The sequence below is a fragment of the Microbulbifer maximicatervae (SeqCode) genome (assembly GCF_052467305.1).
This window is the reverse complement of sequence record NZ_CP174306.1, coordinates 1,461,875-1,485,912: the sequence shown is the minus strand read 5'-3', so window position 1 is coordinate 1,485,912 and position 24,038 is coordinate 1,461,875. Positions and strand designations below refer to the sequence as shown.

Below are 24,038 nucleotides of genomic sequence, written 5' to 3'. Positions count from 1 at the left end.
CACCCACCTTGGCACCGCATCGCTATGCCGAGCATAATAAAAACCGCGCCGACAATGGTTGCCAATTCCATCTGTTCAGCCATGAAATCAGCAATCAATCCCTATGATTGAGGCCTGAGGAGAGAATTCAGATTCCTACCCAGGTTCATAAAAAAGCCAACCAGCAAAATCGCTACAGTTCTCTCACTCCGCACAGGATATTTGACTGCGCTCAATTAGCGCCGCGAACCTTTCACACTGGGTTCTGGGTCCGGTACCGCTACAGCGGTATCAGTCTTCACTTCCTCCATCACCACATAGGTGTGGGTTTCCCGTACTCCCGGTACGGATGCCAGCTTTTCACCGAGGAAGCGACGATAACCCAGCATATCCTTAATACGAATTTTCACCAGGTAGTCAAAACCACCGGCAACCATATGGCACTCTTGGACTTCCTCCAGCCCAGCCACATGTTCATTAAAGGCTTCCAATGCCTCAGTTGCTGTATTGTTGAGGGTCACCTGGATATAGACCACCAGGCCCGCATGAACTTTGAGCGGGTCGAGTAGCGCTACATAGTCGCGAATAAATCCTTCCCTTTCGAGCCGCTTGACTCGCTCCAGGCATGGGGTGGGACTAAGGTTAACCCGGCGCGCCAATTCCACATTCGGCAAGCGGCCGTGACGTTGCAGAATTCGCAGTATTTGGCGATCAATACGATCAAGATCTTCCAACTGTCGAGACATTACAAAATACCCTACTGGTAATCACGCAATTAGGCGTGATATTTAACCACAACTCGCTACATTATGGCGATTAATTCTAACGATTTTCGCACATAATCCGGTTTTTTATTCTGACCCTAGATATAGAGCTTGGGAGACGATATGTCGACAAACTTCGCCGGAGACCTCCAGAATGCCCGAGACCGGGCACGCGAGTATTTGCACGCCGACGAAAACCTCTGCGTGAGCGAGCTGCTGGCCGCACCACGCCCCAGCGACGAGATGCGCAAGAAAATTCTAAACACCTCGCGCGCACTGGTTCATCATTCGCGACAGCAGCGCAGCAAGCGCGGAACGCTGGACGCCTTCCTTCAGCAATTCGGCCTTTCCAATAAGGAAGGGGTTGCATTGATGTGTCTGGCAGAGTCCCTGCTCCGGGTACCAGACGCCGATACTGCCGACAAACTAATCGCCGAGAAAGTGCATTCCGGCAACTGGTCCAGCCATCGTGGCCAGTCCGACTCCCTGTTTGTGAACGCCTCAACCTGGGGCCTGATGCTCACCGGCAGCGTGGTGGAGCTGGACCCAGATATCACCGAGCGCCCCTCCCACTGGATGAAACGCCTGGTTAGCCGTATCGGCGAGCCCATGGTGCGCACCTCCATGATGCAGGCCATGAAAATTATGGGTGGCCAGTACGTACTCGGCCGCACCATCAAGGAAGCCCTGAAACGCGGCCCCAAAGAAAACCTCCCAGGCACCCGCTTTTCCTTCGACATGCTGGGCGAAGGCGCCCGCACCATGGCCGACGCCCACCGCTACTTCGATGCCTATATGATGGCTATCGAAGAGATCGGCAAAGACAACACCCAGCGGGATGTGGTTGAGGCCAACGGTATTTCCATCAAGCTTTCCGCCCTGCACCCCCGCTACAGTGTGCTGCAGCGGGATCGCGTAATGGACGAATTGCTGCCCCAGGTGAAGCGTCTTTGTGTCGCCGCAGCCCAATACGATATGGGCCTTAATATCGATGCAGAAGAGGCAGACCGCCTGGATATCTCTCTGGATATCTTCGAGGCGCTCGCCCGCGACCCCGAAATTAAAGACTGGCAAGGATTGGGCTTTGTACTCCAGGCCTACCAAAAGCGCGCCCCCCACGTCGCCGACTGGCTAATTGCCCTGGGCCGCGATACCGGCCGCAAACTGATGGTGCGCCTGGTTAAAGGCGCTTACTGGGATAGTGAAATCAAACACTCCCAGCAGATGGGCCTGCCGGACTACCCGGTGTACACGCGCAAATGCCACACCGATCTGTCATATCAGGTCTGTGCGAAAAAACTGTTGGAAGCTGGCGATGCAATCTATCCGCAATTTGCCACCCACAACGCCTACACCGTCGGGCTGATCCTTGAGCTGGCCAATGGCCGCACCGACTTTGAATTCCAGCGCCTGCACGGCATGGGCCACTTGCTGTACGCACAAATTGAAGCGGTACACGGCAAGCGTGTACCCGTACGCGTCTACGCACCCGTAGGGGCACATCGTGACTTACTGCCCTACTTGGTTCGCCGCCTGCTGGAAAACGGAGCTAATAGCTCCTTTGTTAACCGCTTTATGGACGAGGCAACGCCGGTTGAAGCCCTGGTCCAGGACACCCTGGAACAAAGCGAAGCCTGCAACCCCTACCGTCACCCGCAAATTCCTGTCCCGGAGAATATTTATATGGGCGCAGAAGCCCTGCCACGGAAAAACTCACACGGCATCGAACTGACTGATCCACTCTCCGTTGATCCCCTGCTGAAAGAGCTTGAGCAGCAACGCGAAAAGCATTTCCTCGGTGGACCTATCGTCAACGGCACCATGGGCGAAGCGGAAGAACCGGTTTTCAACCCGGCAACCGGCGAAAAAATTGGACACACCGCGAATACTGATAAACACCTGATTGAGCAGGCCTATGCCTCCGCCACTGAAGCGCAGATCGACTGGGATCGCCAAGGTGGAAAACACCGCGCGGATATTCTCGATAGAATTGCTGATCTCTACGAAGATAAAGCCAATGAACTGGCTGCAATTATTTGCATTGAAGCGGGCCGCACTCTAAATGATGGCATTAGTGAAGTGCGCGAAGCTATCGACTTCTGCCGCTACTACGCCAACGGCGCACGCCAGCATTTCAGTGAGCCTACCGAACTGCCCGGCCCTACCGGTGAACAAAATCAGCTGTATTTGAGTGGTCGTGGCACCTTCGTGTGCATCAGCCCTTGGAACTTCCCCCTGGCAATCTTTACCGGCCAGGTAGTTGCCGCACTCGCTGCCGGTAATGCCGTACTGGCTAAACCCGCAGAGCAAACCCCCATCATCGCTGCACACGCCGTGCGCTTGATGCTCGATGCCGGCGTGCCGCCAAAAGTACTGCACTTGATCACAGGTACCGGTGCCGCAGTGGGCAAACTGCTAATCGAAGATCCCCGCCTGGGCGGTGTAGCCTTCACAGGCTCCACCGAAACTGCACGCCTGATCAACCAGCAGCTGGCAGCGAAAGAAGGCCCGATTGTACCGCTGATCGCCGAAACCGGCGGCCAGAATGTCATGGTCGTAGACTCCACTGCCCTGCCCGAGCAGGTGGTAGACGATGTAATTCAGTCTGCCTTCCTCAGTGCCGGTCAGCGCTGTTCCGCTCTGCGTATCCTGTGTGTACAGGATGTCATCGCCGATAACCTGCTGAATATGCTGAAAGGCGCGTGTGAAGAACTGACCCTCGGCGATCCCGGTAAACTGGATACCGATATCGGTCCGGTTATCGACGAAAAAGCCCTCGGCATGCTGGAATCCCATCGCGAGCGCATGGCGAAAGAAGCCAAGCCACTATTTGCTTTTGAGGAAGCGAAGAAGCCCAGCGAAGGCACCTTCTTCGGCCCGCAGGTAGTAGAGATTGAAGACTTCTCTGTGCTCAAGCGCGAGACTTTCGGACCTTTCCTACATGTAGTTCGCTTCAAGGCAGACGAGCTGGAAGACGTAATCCGCCGCATTAATGCCACCGGCTACGGCCTTACCTTCGGACTGCACTCCCGCATCGAAGGCCGTGCCCACGCGGTATTCAAGCGTATCAACGTCGGCAACTGCTATGTAAACCGCGATATGGTTGGTGCAGTAGTAGGTGTTAACCCCTTCGGCGGTCACGGCCTATCCGGCACCGGCCCCAAAGCCGGTGGCCCGCACTACCTATTCCGTTTCGCTAGCGAAAAAACCAAAACTATTAACACTGTTGCCACTGGCGGTAACACTGCACTGTTTACATTGGGGCAATAAGCTCCCATAAAACAATGAGAGAGCGGGCTTTTAGCCCGCTTTTTTGTGGAGAATCATTTCGCTAACCACCCACAAAGTACCAACTCCAAACTTCCCTTCCCCGTAAATTTTTCAGCCCCTGTAAATTAATCGGATGAATAAAAGCAATTACTTCAATTTCAACCGCAGCTTTTTTCAGCAACTAGCCATGTATTTTCTTTAACAGCCCCACATAAGGTATAGTTGGCCAACCCTATAAAAGATTCAATGAAAAACATAATAGCTGGAATAACAATAGGCTTAGTCGCCGGATACTTAGGCCCATTAATTACAGAATATTCTGCAGCCATCGCTATACCCGAAGCTTTCAAAGCATTCCTTTCAGACGAAGGGGCTGTCCTTTGGGAAATTTTTGTTGTCCATTTACTAGGATATGGACTAATTGTTTTCACACTCATTTTCTTAGCATCTAGGCTGATAAAACTGCATCCATGGGCAACTGCAGCAATTGCCATTATTGCTTGCGAAGCCACTCTGTATATTTTCCACACCAGTGAATACACACTTTACCTGCCTCATATCGTAGCTCTAGTATTTTTCGCATTCTTAATGCGCAACGCTCTCTAAGAAGAGCGCAAATATATCACCTGCTGTTTAATTATTTCTCGAGTTAAGATTAATAGAAGTTAAAGAATTTTTGATCGGCGACCTGCTCAAAATCCAATAGATGGTGTCTTATTTTTAAAATAGAATTTGATAAATAAGACACCCTATTTTGAATGGCCAGCTTGGTACTAGTACCAACAGAAAAAAGCTAATAATAAATTTACCTTTACGACCATTCACTACCATAGAAACCTTCCTAAACCTGCTAAATATAAAATCCCTAAGGGCATATAAAAACAGATCAGATTAAACTATCAGCTACGACAATCCAGCGTCTTCGATTCAAGAACCACAAACTCTTCACTCATCACAGTGCCGACAATCGTGACTGTATTGGTAGAAAATACAAAGCCCAATGACAAAACTGGTTAACCAGTGGGTAACATCAAACTGTTTCCCTTGCAGAAAGACTTTTACGCCGCCAAAGGGATAGTTCTTGTCTTGACGCGCCACCGCAGGTGGGAGAAGCTAAGGCCACTCTGGGCAATAAAAACCCTGTCCCAGTATAAAAATGAAGTTTCATGTACACCGATTTTGGGGAGTCTCAATGCGCTCGCTGATACTGATGTGGTTGCTGTCCTTCTTTTTGATTGCCTGTGGTAGTGAACCGAAAACTCACACAGAAAATTTAAATACCGAGATCAAACCCGCCTCCAAGGCAACTATTTCCCACAATAGATCCCTGGCAAAACAACTCCCCTTCGGCGATGAAACTGATTTTCTGCTGGCTAAACGAGGCTTTATTGAATCTATTCCCGGCGCCCAAGTTAAAAATACCGAAGGTCGGGAAGTCTATGGGCTATCCCAGATGCAATTTTTACAGGGCACCCCTCCTGATACCGTCAACCCCAGCCTTTGGCGTCAGGCCCAGCTCAACGTCCTGAATAACGGCCTGTTCAAAGTGGTAGATGGTATCTATCAGGTGCGCTCGCTGGATCTGGCCAATATGACTCTGGTGCAGGGAGAGAACGGCTGGATTGTTATCGACCCTCTCACTTCTGCGGAGACTGCAGCCGCAGCACTTGCACTGGCCAACAAGGCACTAGGAGAGCAACCGGTAAGTGCAGTTATCTTTACCCATAGCCACGCAGACCATTTCGCCGGAATAACTGGAGTTCTGACTAAAGAACAGCTCGCGAGCGGTTCTATCGACATTATTGCACCAGAGGGTTTTGCTGAGGAGGCGATTAGCGAGAATGTGCGCACCGGAAATGTGATGCAGCGCCGTGCGTTATACCAATTTGGAAATTTGCTGCCCTCCAGCCCAGAGGGTTTTGTCTCTTCCGGCTTAGGCAACCGAGTATCAGATGGTGAGCACGGAATAGCTACGCCAACAATAGAGATTACTGAAACCGGTGCAGAGATGACAGTTGATGGAGTGGACATCGTCTTCATTAACACGCCCGGGGCCGAAGCACCCGCAGAGATTGTGTTTTTCTTCCCTCAATTTAACGCACTCTGCATGAGTGAGATCGCCAACCATACACTGCATAATATTTACACTCTGCGTGGTGCGAAAACCCGCGATGCCAAGGCCTGGAGTCGCTATATTGAGTACGCCATGGAGAAATTTGGCGATAAGACAGAGGTGGTTTTCAGCAGCCACCACTGGCCCACCTGGGGCAAAGATGAAGCAATGGATTACCTGGCTAAGCAGAGGGATCTTTATAAGTACATCCACGACCAAACTCTGCGCCTAGCTAACCACGGTTACGATATGGTCGAAGTCGCAGAGCGCCTTGAGCTGCCCGAGAACCTCTCTCAGGCTTGGGCCAATCGAGGATACTACGGCACTATCAATGTTGGAGCCAAGGCAGTTTACAATCGCTATCTGGGTTATTTCGATGGCAACCCAGCAAACCTCCACCCTATTCCTCAGGAAGAAGCTGCAGAGCACTACATCGACTACATGGGCGGGGGAGAAGCCATTATGGCTCGGGCCCGGCAGGATTTTGCCCAGGGCAATTATCGCTGGGTAGCCATGGTGCTAAAGCACTTGGTTTTCGCTGAACCTGAGAACGAGCAAGCCCGTTATCTATTGGCTGATAGCTTGGAGCAACTCGGCTACCAGGCAGAATCTGGTATCTGGCGCAACTTTTATCTCTCCGGAGCCAAGGAATTGCGTCATGGTATCGAATACCGTGAAGAAATACTGCCCGATGAAGAAATAGTAGCGCGAGTCCCTCTCCAGCTGCTTTTCGACGCGATGGCGGTGCGCCTTAACGGTGAGAAAGCGGCAGATGCAGATATCCGCTTAAATATCGATATGACTGACACTGGAGAAAAGTACTTAGTCGTAGTGCAAAATGGGGTACTGCACGGCTACCCAGGCCGACACAGTAGCGAGCCCTCTGCCAGCCTCGCTCTGAACAGCACCGACTTACGTATGATGTTTAGCGGGTTAGTAGGCGCCCCTACTCTAATCAAAGATGGTCGACTAAAGGTGAGCGGAAATCCTTTGGCCCTAATAAAATTTGGGCGCTTATTTGATAAATTTGATCGTAATTTTAGCCTTGTAACGCCTTGAAGAAGTTAAGCGCCCAGCGTGTAAAATTCTAACTAACCACAAACTGTAATACGCCTGATAACAGCAGATATCTGACCCATACCAACCCAAACAATACAGAGCCTTTTGGGCTCTGTATGTTTACAAGGCTAAATTCTCCCTACCCAAGAAAGTCATACTACCGATTGATAGAATGTGCCCCGCATAGCACGTGAACCCATCTGCCAAACTAACTACCCATTCGTCTATTTCAAACCTGCATCAGCATTCAATAACTGTTCAACCAAATTGAAAATCATGACACACAGAATGCAAAGTTCTGCAGGAAACTTCTTAGATAGATTAATTTACAAGAGCCTCTAAAACAGCCTCTGCAGTGATTAAGATAATCTCGGCACATAATAAGATTACTCACCACCCCACCTCACTCCGCCCTAAAAGCCAACCTGCTATAAACCACGAATAAAACCTATAACCGCAGAATCACAACCTAAGCCAACCATATATTAAATCCAACTTAAAAACCCTCAATTTACTCACAATAGAAATAGACAACACGCACAAATCAAACCTATTACTATTTATTGATATTACGCACCAAACAACAAATACGTAATAGTTCTTCTAGCCGTCAACATCGAAAATTACAAAATCTTACAACGGCTTGATTGGCTCACATAAAATATTTACTGTCCACACCGCATTATTAAATCGTATTGGACAATGGAAATGGACAATGGAAGATATAATGGAACTTTCGGTAGCAACAAAGATTGCTGCAACAGATACGACAGCCAGGGACTTTAAGTCTTATCGATCATTTCGCACCAAAATCCTTGCAGCAACAAGGATTGAAGATGGTCTTGCGGTAGATTCAAAATACTACGATGAGTTGCTAACTTCCTCCGGGGCATTAAATGTCTGGTCGCTGTATATGCTTCAATCACTTGAATGCATGATTGAAGCGTCTCAGGTTGCACTTGAATCTCTTGATCAACTCAAGGATAGTCTTTCAGAAATTCTAAGGCTTGATGCGGATTCACTTTTAATACAGATACACGCCAATACAGAGGTCGATGAAACATTGGCGACAGCGCTTAAAGAAGGTTTAAAAAAGTATGGCACTACGGAGAAATGGCTCTTAACTCTTCGACAAGCACTTTTAAGCAGAATAGAAATTAGCGAAGAAGGAAAGCGCCTAGTTGAGGCTATTCAGGAAGGTCGACCACCGGAAAGACCACAGCTGTTTCCCGTCTTAACCTACCTTCACGACGACTCTCTTGCTTTAATTTTTTGTTTGCTTGGCGGCCTCACAATGAAGGCAATCTGCGTTGTTACTCTACTAATTGCCCTCGCACCGCACAGCCCTAGCGAACCACCGCCGCCCCCTCCACCACCACCGCCACCCCCTGAGGACTAGCATAATTAACAATTCTAATAATACATCGAGTTCATTGTGGTATGCAGTTAAGAATTAGAGTACAACTTAATTGCATGAGTTATCGCTAGTGGCAAGGGCGGCAGAGATAAAGCACTGAGCGCCCTTGTCAGTTTCCATCTATATTTCTATGATTCTATTTGCAAGGAAAGCTATAAATAAATCCACCTAACTGCACTGAGAGCTTTTGCAAGAACTGTTAACTAACATTCAGTAAGTCATCTGATTATATATTTACTAACTGAAAGCCAAACCTTATTTGCCTATCCATGCTTAGAATTTGGGCAGTATCGATAACTTAAGTTATTTGTCGCCTCGTAAATATCACCACAGGATACGCTCTCATTAATTTGGCAATAGTAACCATGTCGACTTGAAGATCTTCTGTTGGAGCTACAACTCCAACTTTGAGCTCTGATGCATATCCAATCACACGTTTCTCACTTACTATTTTATGCGCACTCTTCTACCCTATCCAAAAGGCAAGCATCTACTCGATAAGGAGAGGTTTCAAACTCCTTTAGCAGAGGCGCAGCCTTGTTTCGCCCTTTGGTTTGACTTGTTAGATGACATGCTTCGTATTTTCTTAGCAATAGGCTTCTCAAAAAAATGAAAAGAAATGTATGCAGCCAGTACACTTAAAGAGAAAGATAGTGTCAACTTTAGCTCAACAGATAAATTTAATTTATTTACCTGCACAACAATTGGCATATGCAGCAAGTACAAAGAATATGAAATCTTCCCGAAAAAATCGCCAAACCTATTAGCTAGTAGAATATTATTATTCGGAACTAAAAACACTACACAAAAGAAAACACAACTCATTACCAGTAACACTTCGTAACTTAGCCACATTTTCTGTTTTGCATCAGAGGTAATCATTGTTAAATCAGGATACATCAGAGGAATTAAACAAAGCGCTAATATAAACCAGTGCCCTCTAAGATACCGCGGAACTTTGAGAGATTTATAGTTCATCCCGAATATAACACCGACAAAGAAAAACGGCAAACTCCTAAGCACATTAAACTCATTGTATGGAATACCATAAATTTCACCATGTATTCTCGGAAAATTAGAGAAAAACAGCAAAATCATTACAGAGAAAATTGATAGATAAATATAACCAGACCGATTCCTAGCACATGCCCAGAAAATTATAAAAATGAAATAAAACTGTATTTCTGGTGGAATTGACCATAGAATACTCTCTCCATACAAGAACAGCAAATGACCTAATAGTGCATTATGATCAGGTATACTGTAAAGAGTATTGTCACCTGAAATTGATAGCAAATAAGACCCAACTACCACAACCAAGTATAAAGGTAAAACTCTTCCCATTCTCGCTAAAAAATAATATGTGACGTTGGCTTTTGTGAAGTCTTTCTCCAAATAGAGATATGACATCAAAAAGCCACTGAGCAAGAAAAATAGCATTACACCGTATGCTCCAGAACCGCCACCCAATACGCCATCAAGCCAATTCGTAATGTCGCTAAAATGGGTAACAAAAACAATTAGAGCTGCTAATCCCCGCAATGTATTAAGCTTCCTAATTTCCAAAATCTACTCCTAACTAGAAAGACATTAGTCATGCCCACAAAAAGTAGGCATTCTAACTATGTATATTTACGCTCATGCCCTGATGGACTTACATTGCCCAATGCAGAATTGCCCATCAATCTTATTGTATAAATTTAAATATATTCAAACACTTCAGATTTTACTTACTCTTCACTTTCAAATGCGCCAGCAGATTATATGCTTTACGAACACATAATCTATCTAGGTAAACTAATGGTAAAAAATTGAACTAAAACCCAAGCTAGCAATGATATCTAAAATTAATACTCTTGGGTAAAAGCCAACAAAATTATCCATAAATAATATTGGTGACTGATAAATGGTAATTAAGATCCAAGGGTATGAAAGTATTAGTATCAGAAAGCCAGGGATATTGTAGCCATTATCCCAGTGCAAATTAGCAGCTCTGAATATACATCAGGAAATGTAATAAGAAATGCTCAATATGAATGGGATTAAGAACGCTTTTTCAATTTTGCTACCTATGCATATAACGTTGCAATAAAGGGCAGTCAAAGAGGAACGTAGGCTGTCCAACCTAGTCTCCGGCCGGGAGATCTTGCTTGGCCTGGTTACAGCTGACGACCTTTGAACGACCTACATACTCTGCCAACCGCCTTTGGCTAACCGCTGTCAGATAGATTTACAGGGAAAATACCATACTTTGCTTCTCAGTTAACTACCTGACAGTCCCTGACAAATAGCGCTGATAACTTGTGGAGCTTGTTAGCTCAAAATGTAGGCGCTCGAACGAAACGGCTATGCTAGCTTCCAGAAAAACTCTCTGAGATGTGTGTTCAGTGGTGCTTGCAACTACAAATCATCTAAAAAATGACCACCTCAAACTGAGGCATCGCTTGCAGCGCCCTGCTGACTTAAACTCTTATAAACTACACGCTTTGACTTTAAACCAAACAGATAACGAAAAATACCTATAGGCTTTACGACAAAATAACATAGCAAAATACATACAAGGGACGCACCAAGTAATAGGCTCATTGACTTTACCGCAATACTTGCATCCCATTGCACTATATAAAAGGCAAGCGCAACGATAACTGTTTGGTGCAATATATAGAATGGATAAATCAATTCATTTGCGGTATGTAGCCATTTGGGTGTTTGCTTGAAGAACGCACTTGCATACCCCACTAATACCAACAGCCCAGACCAAGAAACAAGTGTACAAACTAACCACCAAAGCTGCCAACGTACCGCTAGTGGTACATATTCGCTAATATCAGGTTTGAAGTAGTAACCATAAAATAGAACAGTGCTGAATATGAACCATTTTAAATTGATTGACCGGTTGTTAGTCACAGACTGCCATATTTTAGGACTACTCATGAAACACATACCAGCCATGAAGAACAGCAAGAAAAACAACGATACAGATAAGTTATCAATACTGTTATCTTGAGCAGGCATTAGAAGTTTAAGGCCGCACCTCAACAATAGAACTACAAGGACAAGTGAAAACAATCCATGCTTAAATAACGCTAGCCGCTCAAGTCTGATAATAAAGGCTTTACCCACTTGGCTGTCGAGCCCTGACTTAAAAGGCACGGCTAGTAGCATAAACACAATAAGGAACTCGATAAACCAAAGATGATTAGATTCAAATGTCAGAGATAGATGCTGATACGCATCAATTATACTTTTGTAGTCATTTATGTTTTCGAAGTAATTTTGAGGTGGCACTATGAGTACCATGCCAACAATTAGTGGGACAAAGAGCCGATGGAACTTATTGACGATAAATGTTCTCGTATTAATCTTTTTAGCAAAAGCAGGCTACCCACTCCAGCGATAAAAAAGAGAGTATGCAATCTTATCTGCTCAAAATACACCATGATATCATCAAGTAACTTACTTGATTTTTCATTCATCACATGCCAACCATCCCCATTAAACGGCATGAACACATGATGTAAGAATACGGCCAAGATTAGAAAAACTCTTAACCAGTCTAATTCTGAATATCTTCTTTCTTTCATTTAACCCGAACCTTCCATTGGCTTTGGACTTTCCCACAAAAAATAGACGCTCTAACTATGTGCATTAGCTCGCATACTCTACTGGACCCGTATAGCCTAATGCAGAGTGCCTACGAACCCCATAGTAGGAAACCTCAATATATTCAAACACCTCAGATTTTGTTTGCTCTTCGCTTTCGGATGTTCCGGCATAGACTAACTCGACTTTTAGCCTGCTAAAGAATGATTCCATTGCGGCATTGTCCTAACTGTCAGCTTGGCGACTCATACTCCGCTTGAACTTGCTTTCGGACAAGAGATCCTGGCATTTCTTCGAACGATATTACACAGCCCTGTCAGAGCGAACTATTAGTCTATGCTCCTGTTGTATAAGCTTAGCGACGTAGATCCGTGAGCACGACTCACCTAACTCTTAGTGCTTATCAGGCAACAATTTAAATCCGCAAATCTGCTGTTAACTGGCGCTGAGTTTTCGTGCTACAGGTCAATTATTGCCCCTGGCTTGGCCGCCCTCTAAACTGCCTCTCTGCAAACCCCCTTCGTATACGCCTGAGTTCTTTCTTACCCATGATATGCCCCTTGTTAGGCCTAATCTTAACCATACAGGGTGCCTACTAAACGTAGGTAAGTCTTATTTCTCATGCCGATCAACGCTTCGCTAGCTTCCCGTCAGCGTGGATCACTATTTTTATTCCTCGGCAGATATGGTGCTTTCGATCCATACTATATAATGAGAAATACGAACGCTATTTCCGAGATCACCGTAAAGTGGGCCACGATATGTACGAAGATCTTTTTCACTAGAGGCCCACGAAGCAAGGCCAGCAAGATACCATTTCTCATTTTCCTTAATGAGAACGGGGCTTCCGCTATCGCCACTACCCGACACACCCTCAAATGGAATAGCAGATTTTGGCGAATCGAATTTGTAGGAAATCCAGCGTGTATCTACATTAGAAATGACATTATAAGCTCGACGTAAAGTGGTTCGATGGGGGCTTTGAGGCTCCACTCCATCATAGCCATTGCCCGTCGCTCCCTTGCCGATTATTTGGACAGTTTTGCCTTTCTCATCATTACCAAGAAAAAGAGATATAGGTTCAACATCGATAACTGGTTCTTTAAGCTTAATAAGCGCAATATCGTCGGACAGTGCCAAAAACTCCCTCAAATTTGATCCATCACCCGAGGCTAATGCATCTTCAACAAGAGTTGAAGGTGGTTCCTTGTATCCTGGATGTATAATTACTGTCTCCACCTTACGCGATAGGCCGCTAATCATTAGCTCCTCAATACAATGCCGCATACAAGCTACATGTGCAGCTGTAACAACCCATTGAGGATAAATTAATACGCCGTGCCCTTCACCTGGAAAGTCAACAAGCGCTGGGAAGGTAGATGCGGGAATTTGATATTTATTGTCCTCAATATCATGACGAATGACTATGGCATTGGCCGCAAAAGATGCAGTAAGTATGAGCGAGAAAAAGTATGGCTTTATATTTTTCATATCCTTCATTCCAACATTTACTTCGAAACGACTGTCGATAGGCTTATGCCCTAAATACGAGTAGTGCTAAGCTAGCGGTTTACTCGTGTATTTTTCCAAGCAAAGTGACAGGTTTACACTTCCCTATGAGATTTATCTTGTATGGTTGTTCTTCCCTGATTATGCTGTTGAAAGTCCTTTTCAATGACGGATAAATTGAGTTCAACCTTCAGTGACCACCGAAAGCCTTGTTTATCACAGTTCGCTGCCTAGCCAGTTCCTAAATGAGCGATGACAAATATGAATGTAATAAGTACCCACTAAGTATAACTCGAATAGTCATCTGGGCATCGAACCCGAATAGCGAGTCGGAGATAGCTTATCTTATAGAACCTCAAGAGATCAATGTCGACATTAATACAAGCACTAGAGAACTCGATATTTATGTGCGACCTACTGGCCAGCACTTTAGTACTATCAATGATAAAAGTGGCATTAAGCAACTACAACCTATTAAGCCTTAAAGAGTATTAACAGATTCTACAGGGAGACTTGGAATAGAACTCGTAAGTGTCTCTGACATTGCGGGGCTGCCTATTGTCGCTTGCACCCCTTCGCAAATATGAAGCTTTACCTAGTCCGTCGGACGACCCGCCAAGACTGACAAACTAGGCGCTATTGATACAGCACATTTTGATGAGGATATGAAGCCTAGACTACATGCGATAAAGCCAGGAAAATTAGAGAGACCTGTAGCTTACTGGCTGTAAGAAGTCATTGTTTAGAAATGAGTAAAATGCAAAATAATCGGCTTCAGAGAATTCCGAAATCACTACACAAGCCTATCCAGACCATTCTAAGCACCATTCAAGAATGAGCTAAAAGGAATCGATAAGCAACTGAATAAACTGGTTAACAATGTACCTGATCGGCAGCAAAAACAAGATCTATTGTTGAGAACCAAAGGAACCGGAATTGCATTGACTTATACGTTAATATGTGATTTCCCTGAGCCAGAAAAATTGAATCGAAAAGAAATTGTTGAACTTGTAGATATCGCCCCGATGAATCGTGATAGCGGCAGCTTACAGGGAAAGAGATATATTCGGGGTGGAAGGCGTCGTGTACGAACGGTTTTGTTTGTTTCCATTATGTCAGCCATACAGTATCATCCCAAACTAAAGCCGATGTAAAAGCGATTAGTCAACGCTGGAAAATCTAAAAGGTTGCTCTAATTGCTTGCATGAGAAAGCAGATTTCGATCCAGAATACGATAGTGAAAATAACACCTACTGGGATGAGAGTATGGCTTCATAACTTGGTGAGTAACCATAGTCACTTGTTATGACCTCACCCTCTGTGTGGTTAATACGTTAGATTCTTTGAGTAATCCACGGTTTATGAACCCATAAACAGAGAGTGCCACCCCAAAAAGAATAACAAGAACCAGCCAATTGCTTGCACCTAATGGAGTGCTTATATATTGTTCGATTTTACTGTCTAGGAAGAAAATTATTAAGAAGAACGCGAAAAATGAATATGTGCCTTTGGCTTTTGGTCAAATGCCGTCTGGCCACTCAAATTATCTTTGATATTGGCACCACACTTTGGGCATAAAAAGCCAACTTTTACTCCATTTTTGAAGTCATCCTTGATTTGGCTACCTTCAAATCTAGAGCTACACACACAACATTGATATTTCATATATTCCTTGATGTAGATGTCGACACTTGATGTTCACCTTAGTAGTGGTAGGACAGCCGGTTACCCTAACTGCCCCCACGCAGATCCGGACGTGCGGAACTACCGCATCCGGCTCTTCAGTAATATATTCGCTCGTGTAAAGCACGAACCCTAATACCAGTCCACAAGTATACTGCGTTTGTATACTCGCGGTGGCTTTAGCCCAAAATATCCCAGCATTTCCTTTAGACCATTCCAGTTGTAACTCTTGCGCTGACTCCGCCGGTTGAGCCATTTGTGTATGCTGTGTAAAACATAGCTGTACAAACGGGACAAGCTTCGACTGTTGTCTGGTAGACCGAAGTAGTTCTGGAACCCCTGTAGCTTGCGCTTCAGTGTGGGCAGCCATTCTCTCAGACGCTCACTGCGCTTGGCTTTGATCCAGTGGTAGAGCGCTTCCATTGCGCCCTTCTGTTTCTGTGCGGCAGTCCGGCGCCTGAGCCTGGGGCGTTTGTTGACGTCCAAGCTCCAGTAGAACTCAAAACCCAGAAACTGGAACTGCCGTTTTCGGCCCGGATGGAAGCGGCTAAAGCGCTTCAGGTGCGTTTTCTCGGGGGCTAACTGCAGGCCAAACTTGTTCAGCCGTTGCGGTAGTACCCGGTAAAAGCGCTCTGCATCCGTTTTCAATTGGAAAGCCACTACATAATCATCGGCGTACCGGATTAGCATGGCTCTGCCACGCATACGCGGCTTAACTTTCTTCTCGAACCACAAATCCAGGACGTAGTGCAGATAGATGTTCGCCAGTACCGGACTGACCACACCTCCTTGCGGGGTGCCTGCTGCCGCTTTACTGAACTTACCATCTGGAGTTTGCACGCGTACTTTCAGCCACTGCTTAATCAGTGTCAGCAGGGCTTTGTCGTCGATACGAAGGGCTAGCATCCGCAGTAACCAGTCGTGATCCAGCTGATCAAAGAAGCCTTTAATATCGGCTTCAACGATGTAGCCGTAGCCTTTGAATTGCAGATTTAAGCCAAGACTGTGTACGGCTTGGTGGGCGCTTTTCCTGGGACGGTAACCGTAGCTGAAGGGCAGAAAATCCTGCTCCCAGATACTTTGCAGTAGCTGCGCTACGCTCTGCTGCACCAGTTTGTCTTCCACCGTAGGCAGCCCCAGTGGGCGCTGCTTGCCGTTGCCTTTGGGAATCAATACCCGCTTAATCGCCTGGGTGCGGTAGCGTTTGTCACACAGCCGTTGATGTAGGCATTGAATATTTTGCGGCAGTCTTTGCCGGTAAACTTCGGTAGTTACTCCGTCGATACCGGGGCGGGCCTGCTTATTGAGCTGGCCCCAGCTTTGATACAGCAGGTTGGAATTTAGCAGTCCGTATAAATTCTGAAACCTGTGTCTGGGGTGGCTCTGTGCTTTAAATGCGATGGCGTGCAAGGCGGTTGTCATAGTGTCTCCAGCCCTACTTTGTCCGGACTATGTTTCTGTTGCACACCGATATTACTGTCAGCCCCTTCGCCATGTAAGCGGCTTTCCCGCTCTCGGACTACTATGAGCTGATCCGACTTCCGAGTGGTCTTCGTTGGTTTCGCCATTAGGCTTAATGTCTCTACCTGCTCCTTCAGGAACCTGCTCGGATCTCTCAAGTTCTCAATACTTCTCTTTCTACATGCCACGGCTTAATAACCCCGCCGATCCGCAACAACCTTACCATTACGGTTGCATTGCCTGGACTTCGATGGCGTTACACATCTCGTCAATCGGAGCTCACTTTATTATCGGAGCGATACCAGCACTTCAGGATCACGATAATCCCTATGGCCTATAGAATTCTCTGTGTACGCTTCACATAGTTTGTTCACAGTTGAAAAAAAAAGATAATTATATTTTCTTTCCCTTCTGTTCCGCCCTACGCGCAACACTCGATACAGGTGGCTGGTTAGGCCTTACCCGACAGGGACTTCCACCCTGCAAGAAGCATCAAGCTTAGCTTGACGCACTAACGCCGCAATAAAAGGCGAGCGTAGCGAGTCCAGCCCACGCATTTTTGTGGGCGATTTTTGATTGCCTTGTTATGTGATTTACCACTGAGCTTCATTGCTAAATGACTCATAGCTTACAGTTGCTTCTCTATAGTAGTCTTCTTCATCGTTGCCTGTAATCTCTGCCCAAGCTTGACCAGCTACATACAACAATGACTCAGCCCATTGATCTGAGCTTTTTGGCATTGCACTAGGGTTGCCTAATACTTTTGAGTAGTATTCTTTGCCTTTGGCAACAACATAACAACGAGCATAAAGAAAGCCATCACCAGAACCACTAGAATCACCGGCTTGTTCTATCCATTTTTGACCGTCAATCGCATATAAAGCTTGTGAAAGATGCTCTTGAAACTGACCAATTTCTTCTTCCGATTTTATAGACAAGGCTGCAATTATAGGCTCAACTGCATCTTCTTCATCGCACTCTTCGAGAGCGTTTTGGTCAATTAGGGATATTACGCTCCAGAACTCTTCTGCATCCATTTTCTGAGTACCTTCCATTCACAGTAGTGGTAGGACAGCCGGTTACCCTAACTGCCCCCACGCAGATCCGGACGTGCGGAACTACCGCATCCGGCTCTTCAGTAATATATTCGCTCGTGTAAAGCACGAACCCTAATACCAGTCCACAAGTATACTGCGTTTGTATACTCGCGGTGGCTTTAGCCCAAAATATCCCAGCATTTCCTTTAGACCATTCCAGTTGTAACTCTTGCGCTGACTCCGCCGGTTGAGCCATTTGTGTATGCTGTGTAAAACATAGCTGTACAAACGGGACAAGCTTCGACTGTTGTCTGGTAGACCGAAGTAGTTCTGGAACCCCTGTAGCTTGCGCTTCAGTGTGGGCAGCCATTCTCTCAGACGCTCACTGCGCTTGGCTTTGATCCAGTGGTAGAGCGCTTCCATTGCGCCCTTCTGTTTCTGTGCGGCAGTCCGGCGCCTGAGCCTGGGGCGTTTGTTGACGTCCAAGCTCCAGTAGAACTCAAAACCCAGAAACTGGAACTGCCGTTTTCGGCCCGGATGGAAGCGGCTAAAGCGCTTCAGGTGCGTTTTCTCGGGGGCTAACTGCAGGCCAAACTTGTTCAGCCGTTGCGGTAGTACCCGGTAAAAGCGCTCTGCATCCGTTTTCAATTGGAAAGCCACTACATAATCATCGGCGTACCGGATTAGCATGGCTCTGCCACGCATACGCGGCTTAACTTTCTTCTCGAACCACAAATCCAGGACGTAGTGCAGATAGATGTTCGCCAGTACCGGACTGACCACACCTCCTTGCGGGGTGCCTGCTGCCGCTTTACTGAACTTACCATCTGGAGTTTGCACGCGTACTTTCAGCCACTGCTTAATCAGTGTCAGCAGGGCTTTGTCGTCGATACGAAGGGCTAGCATCCGCAGTAACCAGTCGTGATCCAGCTGATCAAAGAAGCCTTTAATATCGGCTTCAACGATGTAGCCGTAGCCTTTGAATTGCAGATTTAAGCCAAGACTGTGTACGGCTTGGTGGGCGCTTTTCCTGGGACGGTAACCGTAGCTGAAGGGCAGAAAATCCTGCTCCCAGATACTTTGCAGTAGCTGCGCTACGCTCTGCTGCACCAGTTTGTCTTCCACCGTAGGCAGCCCCAGTGGGCGCTGCTTGCCGTTGCCTTTGGGAATCAATACCCGCTTAATCGCCTGGGTGCGGTAGCGTTTGTCACACAGCCGTTGATGTAGGCATTGAATATTTTGCGGCAGTCTTTGCCGGTAAACTTCGGTAGTTACTCCGTCGATACCGGGGCGGGCCTGCTTATTGAGCTGGCCCCAGCTTTGATACAGCAGGTTGGAATTTAGCAGTCCGTATAAATTCTGAAACCTGTGTCTGGGGTGGCTCTGTGCTTTAAATGCGATGGCGTGCAAGGCGGTTGTCATAGTGTCTCCAGCCCTACTTTGTCCGGACTATGTTTCTGTTGCACACCGATATTACTGTCAGCCCCTTCGCCATGTAAGCGGCTTTCCCGCTCTCGGACTACTATGAGCTGATCCGACTTCCGAGTGGTCTTCGTTGGTTTCGCCATTAGGCTTAATGTCTCTACCTGCTCCTTCAGGAACCTGCTCGGATCTCTCAAGTTCTCAATACTTCTCTTTCTACATGCCACGGCTTAATAACCCCGCCGATCCGCAACAACCTTACCATTACGGTTGCATTGCCTGGACTTCGATGGCGTTACACATCTCGTCAATCGGAGCTCACTTTATTATCGGAGCGATACCAGCACTTCAGGATCACGATAATCCCTATGGCCTATAGAATTCTCTGTGTACGCTTCACATAGTTTGTTCACAGTTGAAAAAAAAAGATAATTATATTTTCTTTCCCTTCTGTTCCGCCCTACGCGCAACACTCGATACAGGTGGCTGGTTAGGCCTTACCCGACAGGGACTTCCACCCTGCAAGAAGCATCAAGCTTAGCTTGACGCACTAACGCCCGCAACAGGGGCGAACAATGCTATGCACATTTTGTGCAAAACTGGGAGCGTAGCGACCTGCACAAAATGTGCATAGCATTGGGCGTCCCGCGGAGGCCCGAAGGGCCGGAGTATCCTGCTTGCGTTTGTTAAGCATTTGCTAGGACACCGGACATCAAAGTAATACTCATAAACACAGCGAACGCGAAGGATAAGATGAATATGACTTGCACCCGAGAAAGCTTCGTCTTCATTCCAAAGTTGAGAAACTCCTGTATTCTTGGATGGAAATAGGATTTCACTCCAAGGATGGCAGAGACAAAGGCTATTGCCGCATACATTAGTACTACACCCCAGAATTTTTCCGGATCATCTAAAACATTGATAGTCTCGGATAGTCCAGCTCTTTGATATGCAATCACCACACCCAAAACAGCAGATGTTGCTGCATAGCCGCCGCTGATAATGGCCAAAACGATAAAAAAGGGCTGAATTCTTTTAGGCATATGTGTCTTGATGCTTAACGCCCGCAACAGGGGCGACCAATGCTATGCACATTTTGTGCGAAATTGAGAGCGCAGCGACCGCACAAAATGTGCATAGCGTTGGGCGTCCCGCGGAGGCCCGCAGGGCCGTAGTTTACTGCTTGCGCTTGTTAGCCATTTCTTGGAGCTGCGCCAGTCCCTCTTTACCGATATCCCCGAGCGAGCGAGTGTTTGAACAGGAACTAATTTCTGGAATCGAACCAGTTTTCCCAAAAACTACATACTTGTATCCTACCACCATGTGAGATGCACACATATCTTCGGAAAACAATGTATTTTTGACAGTTTTGGTATCTGCTACGCCTTTAATTTTTTCTAATACAACTAATTCGTTTGTGACTACGCCATTTTCACCAAGCGTTGAAGACTGAACCTGACCGAGATAAACATAGTCAGACTCCACATATCTCTCCTCAAGCGAAGCATCTACGCAGTAGCAACCGAACGCCAACTGAGCTTTAAACAGCAATAAAAATATTATGAATATCTTCATTCTAAGACGACCTTATGGCTAACGCCGCCAGCAGCGGCCGAGTGAAACGAGGTCCAGCGACCGCAGGGAGCGATGCTGGCTGGCCTGGTTATATGGATTGTTCAAGTGGATTACCGCCATTTATAAGTAACGATTTAAACAGCCCAATATTGTGGTAATTTAGTTCATAGTTGATCTCAGGGCTAGAAAAATAAAATAGAACATCTGCAACCCTACTACCATCGACAGTATCAGCATTCCACTCAAATGTATCAGAAGCCAGCAAACAAAAACCGATGTTTTTTAGCTCGGTAGGCGATAGTTTGTTGTTTAGTGCCGCATTGCATATTTTTACAACGTGCTCTGACCTAACAACAAACTCACTTTCCATGTCTTGTATTCGAACATGAGAAGTATCATTTTCTGATGTTGAGCTACCCGATAAATCAGCGACTAACGCATCAATATCTAGAGTGCCCTCAAAGAACTCTTTAAGTACGACTTCTTTCATTGTGCTCTTTGCATATAACATCTATATAGTAATCATTCTGACCACTATTATATTGACTACTATCTCATAATCAATCTACCGCCACCATTACAGTTTCTCTTTAGAAGTCAGCTAGTTACACTAAAATGGTACGATTAAACAAACTGCAAAAACGATCACTATGACTACTATCTCAATTTTACCCTACTCACGTAACCCCATAATTTATAAGTGTTTTTCACCGTTTCTCAACCAAACCCAGAAATAACACTCATCATGATCATATTTCACCAAGCTGGCACTTACTAACTGGCGCAAATTATAGTCTAACCAACATTCGAATGAACTTAGCCGTGAACCGTGAACAAGCTCCTAAAAATTAATATTTAGAAAGAGGGGGCAACTTGAGGGCAGGCATGTCTGGATAGCTTAAGTAGATTTTTAAGGCCAAGAAACTACCTCTACACAATAGTCTATTAGACCTCCAACCTTTCTTACTGCCAAAAATCTATTTTTGAATATTTAAACGTTCTATCACTTCCAACACCGAATCAAATCCCTTGGTATGAAACGCAGTCATACCCACCTTATTCGCCACCTCTACGTTTCTAGAGATATCATCCATATACACAACGCTACTGGCTTCAACTCCCAGCTGCTCAAGCGCGTGCCTGAAAAATTCTTCATCGGGCTTTGCCATACCTATAAGGTGGGAAGCGAATATTCTGCCCAAATAGTTATGTGCGTTAAATTCATGAGTGATGCGTGGCCAGTGTAGTTCATTGGTATTTGTCAATGCGGCCACTTTGTAGTTTTTCTCTAGAGAACTGAGTAATTCAATTGCTCCAGGATAGAATCCTGCGGGCCAGTTTGTGAAATGATCGATAATAGTCTCTATCGATTCCTCTATTTCCAATTGAGATTTTAAAGCGTTTGCAAATTCTTCTGTGGTGATCTCTCCTCTCTCAAACTGTCTTACAGGACCGGAAATAATGACATCTGTCACAGGCGCTTTACCGGTTGGTAATGGGCGACCTTTTAGCTCTATTAGTACGCCGCCGAGATCAAACAGTAATACATCAACTTTCAAAACCCATAACCCTCATATTTTCAACGGCCAGAAACGCGCTGCTCACTCCTCACCATCAGATACACCTCGGTGAGACCAAGGCTAGTGCTATCAAATTAGCCAATATCATTCTTATCGTCCTACTTTCTTCCTCTCTATAATCTAAGATCCCAAGTACAATCAGAAGCTAGTAAGCAAACTATGACGACTTCCCTTCATGAGCTTGTGGAGATGGTGCTCGCAAGAAAGATTAGCGCAGTATCACTGATTGAAGAAGCTTGTGACAATGCAGTTGCTCATTCCGAACTCAATGCTTTTATCTGCCTCGATCGGCATGGCGCCCTTCAAAAAGCCAAATGCATTGACAGGGAATTGGCCTCCGGTAGCCACCGTAGGCCCCTTGCCGGTATCCCCATCGTTGTTAAAGACAATATCAATGTAAAGGGTATGCATACCACTGCTGGGACCCTTGGCATGAACTTTCTGCCGAAGTCCTCTGCCCCAGTAGTTGAGCGACTCGAGGGATGTGGGGCCATAGTGGTTGGGAAGACCAATCTACATGAACTCGCCTTTGGCGTAACCTCCAATAACGCTGCATTTGGTGCCGTAAGGAATCCGTGGGACATCGCTTGCTTCCCCGGCGGTTCATCGGGGGGCACCGCTGTTGCTGTAGCCGCGGGGATTGTGCCCGCTGGCCTCGGCACCGATACCGCCGGCTCCGTCAGATTACCCGCGGCGTTAACTGGTATTGTTGGCTTTCGCCCTTCAACTGGCAGCCTTAGCTGCCAAGGAGTCGTACCCTCTGTGCCAGCATTTGACACGATCGGCCCTATGGCTGTTAGTGTCGAAGATACCATCTATCTGTTTGAAGTGATGACAGGAGTCTCCGTACCCCAATGCAAGCCAATCAATCAGTTGCGCTTGGGGCTTGCCCATCCTCTATTTGACAACCTCTCACCTGGAGTAAGCCAGTCTTTCAGGGCTCTAATCAGTACCCTTATTGATGCCGGAGTAGACCTGGAAGAAGTAGACCTTTCACCAATAGTCAGCGCCGCTCTCGAAATCGGATTTCCCGTCGGGTTTCATCAGATGCGGACAGCCATGGGGCATTTTCTGGCGAATTATCAACCACAAACTCAACTAGAGGGTTTGGTAGCAATGATCAAAAGTGAGGATGTGAAAGAGGTCTATCAGGAATCAGTGCTCGGCCCTAAGGCACCGCCAGACTCAGCTTATCAAGCGGCCTTAAAGAAATTGCCTGTTGTGCACGAGAGCTATTCGAAGATCATCCAGCAGCATCAACTGGACGCGATCGTATTTCCAACTGCACCTATCGAAGCGCAACCCCTGGAAACATCCTCATATCAACTGGAGCTAAATGGACAGACACTCCCCACCCTGGACACACTAATATACAACAATGTCTCCGCACCAGTTACCGGTGCCCCAAGCATCAGCATCCCCATCGGGCCAAGTACCAATGGATTACCGGTGGGCCTGGAGATAGATGGGTTACCTGGAGCGGATTTGGCACTACTTGCCGTAGCTAGACAGATCGAACAGGTAATAACACTCCAAAAGTAAGAGGAACTATCCCCCCTCTTCCCC

At 46.4% G+C, this 24,038-nt stretch carries 19 protein-coding genes; 5 read left to right on the top strand and 14 right to left on the bottom strand.

All coding sequences use genetic code 11. The features are described 5' to 3' along the window. Positions 1 to 215: 215 nt before the first annotated feature. On the bottom strand, positions 216 to 725 hold the full coding sequence (locus ACJJI4_RS06865; protein WP_108732847.1) for an Lrp/AsnC ligand binding domain-containing protein: 510 nt from the start codon (positions 723 to 725) through the stop codon (positions 216 to 218). A 141-nt stretch (positions 726 to 866) separates the two neighbouring features. On the opposite strand from ACJJI4_RS06865, the gene putA reads away from it, so the two are divergent. Then, a complete protein-coding gene (putA, locus tag ACJJI4_RS06860) occupies positions 867 to 4,013 on the top strand; it encodes a bifunctional proline dehydrogenase/L-glutamate gamma-semialdehyde dehydrogenase PutA (RefSeq protein ID WP_444927520.1) in 3,147 nt (1,048 codons plus the stop codon). A 158-nt stretch (positions 4,014 to 4,171) separates the two neighbouring features. On the opposite strand, the gene ACJJI4_RS06855 is transcribed toward putA, so the two are convergent. Further along, positions 4,172 to 4,507, bottom strand: a complete 336-nt coding sequence (locus ACJJI4_RS06855; RefSeq protein WP_444927519.1) for a hypothetical protein — start codon at positions 4,505 to 4,507, stop codon at positions 4,172 to 4,174. Between the two features lie 698 nt (positions 4,508 to 5,205). Here ACJJI4_RS06855 and ACJJI4_RS06850 point away from each other — a divergent pair. Together ACJJI4_RS06850 and ACJJI4_RS06845 are read left to right on the top strand one after the other, a co-directional pair. Then, the gene (locus ACJJI4_RS06850; protein WP_444927518.1) at positions 5,206 to 7,185 is read left to right on the top strand and encodes an alkyl/aryl-sulfatase; all 1,980 of its coding nucleotides are present in this window, start codon (positions 5,206 to 5,208) and stop codon (positions 7,183 to 7,185) included. Between the two features lie 715 nt (positions 7,186 to 7,900). Continuing rightward, positions 7,901 to 8,584, top strand: a complete 684-nt coding sequence (locus ACJJI4_RS06845) for a hypothetical protein (RefSeq protein ID WP_444927517.1) — start codon at positions 7,901 to 7,903, stop codon at positions 8,582 to 8,584. Positions 8,585 to 9,112: 528 nt separating this feature from the next. On the opposite strand, the gene ACJJI4_RS06840 is transcribed toward ACJJI4_RS06845, so the two are convergent. From ACJJI4_RS06840 to ACJJI4_RS06820, 5 genes are all read right to left on the bottom strand, one after another. After that, a complete protein-coding gene (locus ACJJI4_RS06840) occupies positions 9,113 to 10,168 on the bottom strand; it encodes an acyltransferase family protein (RefSeq protein ID WP_444927516.1) in 1,056 nt (351 codons plus the stop codon). Between the two features lie 861 nt (positions 10,169 to 11,029). Beyond that, positions 11,030 to 11,911 carry an acyltransferase family protein gene (locus ACJJI4_RS06835; protein ID WP_444928221.1) on the bottom strand — a complete coding sequence of 294 codons (882 nt, stop codon included), beginning with the start codon at positions 11,909 to 11,911 and terminating at the stop codon, positions 11,030 to 11,032. After that, the gene (locus ACJJI4_RS06830; protein ID WP_444927515.1) at positions 11,911 to 12,186 is read right to left on the bottom strand and encodes a hypothetical protein; all 276 of its coding nucleotides are present in this window, start codon (positions 12,184 to 12,186) and stop codon (positions 11,911 to 11,913) included. Before ACJJI4_RS06830 ends, ACJJI4_RS06835 begins: the two co-directional genes overlap by 1 nt. 64 nt (positions 12,187 to 12,250) lie before the next feature. Further along, positions 12,251 to 12,418, bottom strand: coding sequence for an IS3 family transposase (locus ACJJI4_RS06825; RefSeq protein WP_444927514.1), 168 nt, complete (start codon positions 12,416 to 12,418; stop codon positions 12,251 to 12,253). A 456-nt stretch (positions 12,419 to 12,874) separates the two neighbouring features. After that, on the bottom strand, positions 12,875 to 13,696 hold the full coding sequence (locus ACJJI4_RS06820) for a trypsin-like serine protease (protein ID WP_444927513.1): 822 nt from the start codon (positions 13,694 to 13,696) through the stop codon (positions 12,875 to 12,877). 929 nt (positions 13,697 to 14,625) lie between these two features. Between ACJJI4_RS06820 and ACJJI4_RS06815 the strand changes: the two genes are divergently transcribed. After that, the gene (locus tag ACJJI4_RS06815) at positions 14,626 to 14,868 is read left to right on the top strand and encodes a transposase (RefSeq protein WP_444927512.1); all 243 of its coding nucleotides are present in this window, start codon (positions 14,626 to 14,628) and stop codon (positions 14,866 to 14,868) included. Between the two features lie 661 nt (positions 14,869 to 15,529). Here the strand turns inward: ACJJI4_RS06815 and ltrA (ACJJI4_RS06810) are convergent. The 7 genes from ltrA (ACJJI4_RS06810) to ACJJI4_RS06780 all read right to left on the bottom strand — a co-directional run bounded on the left by ltrA (ACJJI4_RS06810) (position 15,530) and on the right by ACJJI4_RS06780 (position 22,451). After that, positions 15,530 to 16,819: a group II intron reverse transcriptase/maturase gene (gene ltrA / locus ACJJI4_RS06810; protein WP_444925282.1), complete on the bottom strand. Its 1,290-nt coding sequence runs from the start codon at positions 16,817 to 16,819 to the stop codon at positions 15,530 to 15,532. A 632-nt stretch (positions 16,820 to 17,451) separates the two neighbouring features. Further along, the gene (locus ACJJI4_RS06805; protein ID WP_444927511.1) at positions 17,452 to 17,895 is read right to left on the bottom strand and encodes a DUF4240 domain-containing protein; all 444 of its coding nucleotides are present in this window, start codon (positions 17,893 to 17,895) and stop codon (positions 17,452 to 17,454) included. A 132-nt stretch (positions 17,896 to 18,027) separates the two neighbouring features. Next, positions 18,028 to 19,317, bottom strand: coding sequence for a group II intron reverse transcriptase/maturase (ltrA, locus tag ACJJI4_RS06800; protein WP_444925282.1), 1,290 nt, complete (start codon positions 19,315 to 19,317; stop codon positions 18,028 to 18,030). A 686-nt stretch (positions 19,318 to 20,003) separates the two neighbouring features. Continuing rightward, a complete protein-coding gene (locus ACJJI4_RS06795) occupies positions 20,004 to 20,360 on the bottom strand; it encodes a hypothetical protein (protein ID WP_444927510.1) in 357 nt (118 codons plus the stop codon). Between the two features lie 133 nt (positions 20,361 to 20,493). Then, positions 20,494 to 20,802 carry a hypothetical protein gene (locus tag ACJJI4_RS06790; protein WP_444927509.1) on the bottom strand — a complete coding sequence of 103 codons (309 nt, stop codon included), beginning with the start codon at positions 20,800 to 20,802 and terminating at the stop codon, positions 20,494 to 20,496. 178 nt (positions 20,803 to 20,980) lie between these two features. After that, positions 20,981 to 21,382: a hypothetical protein gene (locus tag ACJJI4_RS06785; RefSeq protein WP_444927508.1), complete on the bottom strand. Its 402-nt coding sequence runs from the start codon at positions 21,380 to 21,382 to the stop codon at positions 20,981 to 20,983. A 487-nt stretch (positions 21,383 to 21,869) separates the two neighbouring features. Further along, positions 21,870 to 22,451: an HAD family hydrolase gene (locus ACJJI4_RS06780; RefSeq protein ID WP_444927507.1), complete on the bottom strand. Its 582-nt coding sequence runs from the start codon at positions 22,449 to 22,451 to the stop codon at positions 21,870 to 21,872. A gap of 180 nt (positions 22,452 to 22,631) precedes the next feature. On the opposite strand from ACJJI4_RS06780, the gene ACJJI4_RS06775 reads away from it, so the two are divergent. Beyond that, positions 22,632 to 24,014, top strand: a complete 1,383-nt coding sequence (locus ACJJI4_RS06775) for an amidase family protein (protein ID WP_444927506.1) — start codon at positions 22,632 to 22,634, stop codon at positions 24,012 to 24,014. Positions 24,015 to 24,038 lie beyond the last annotated feature (24 nt).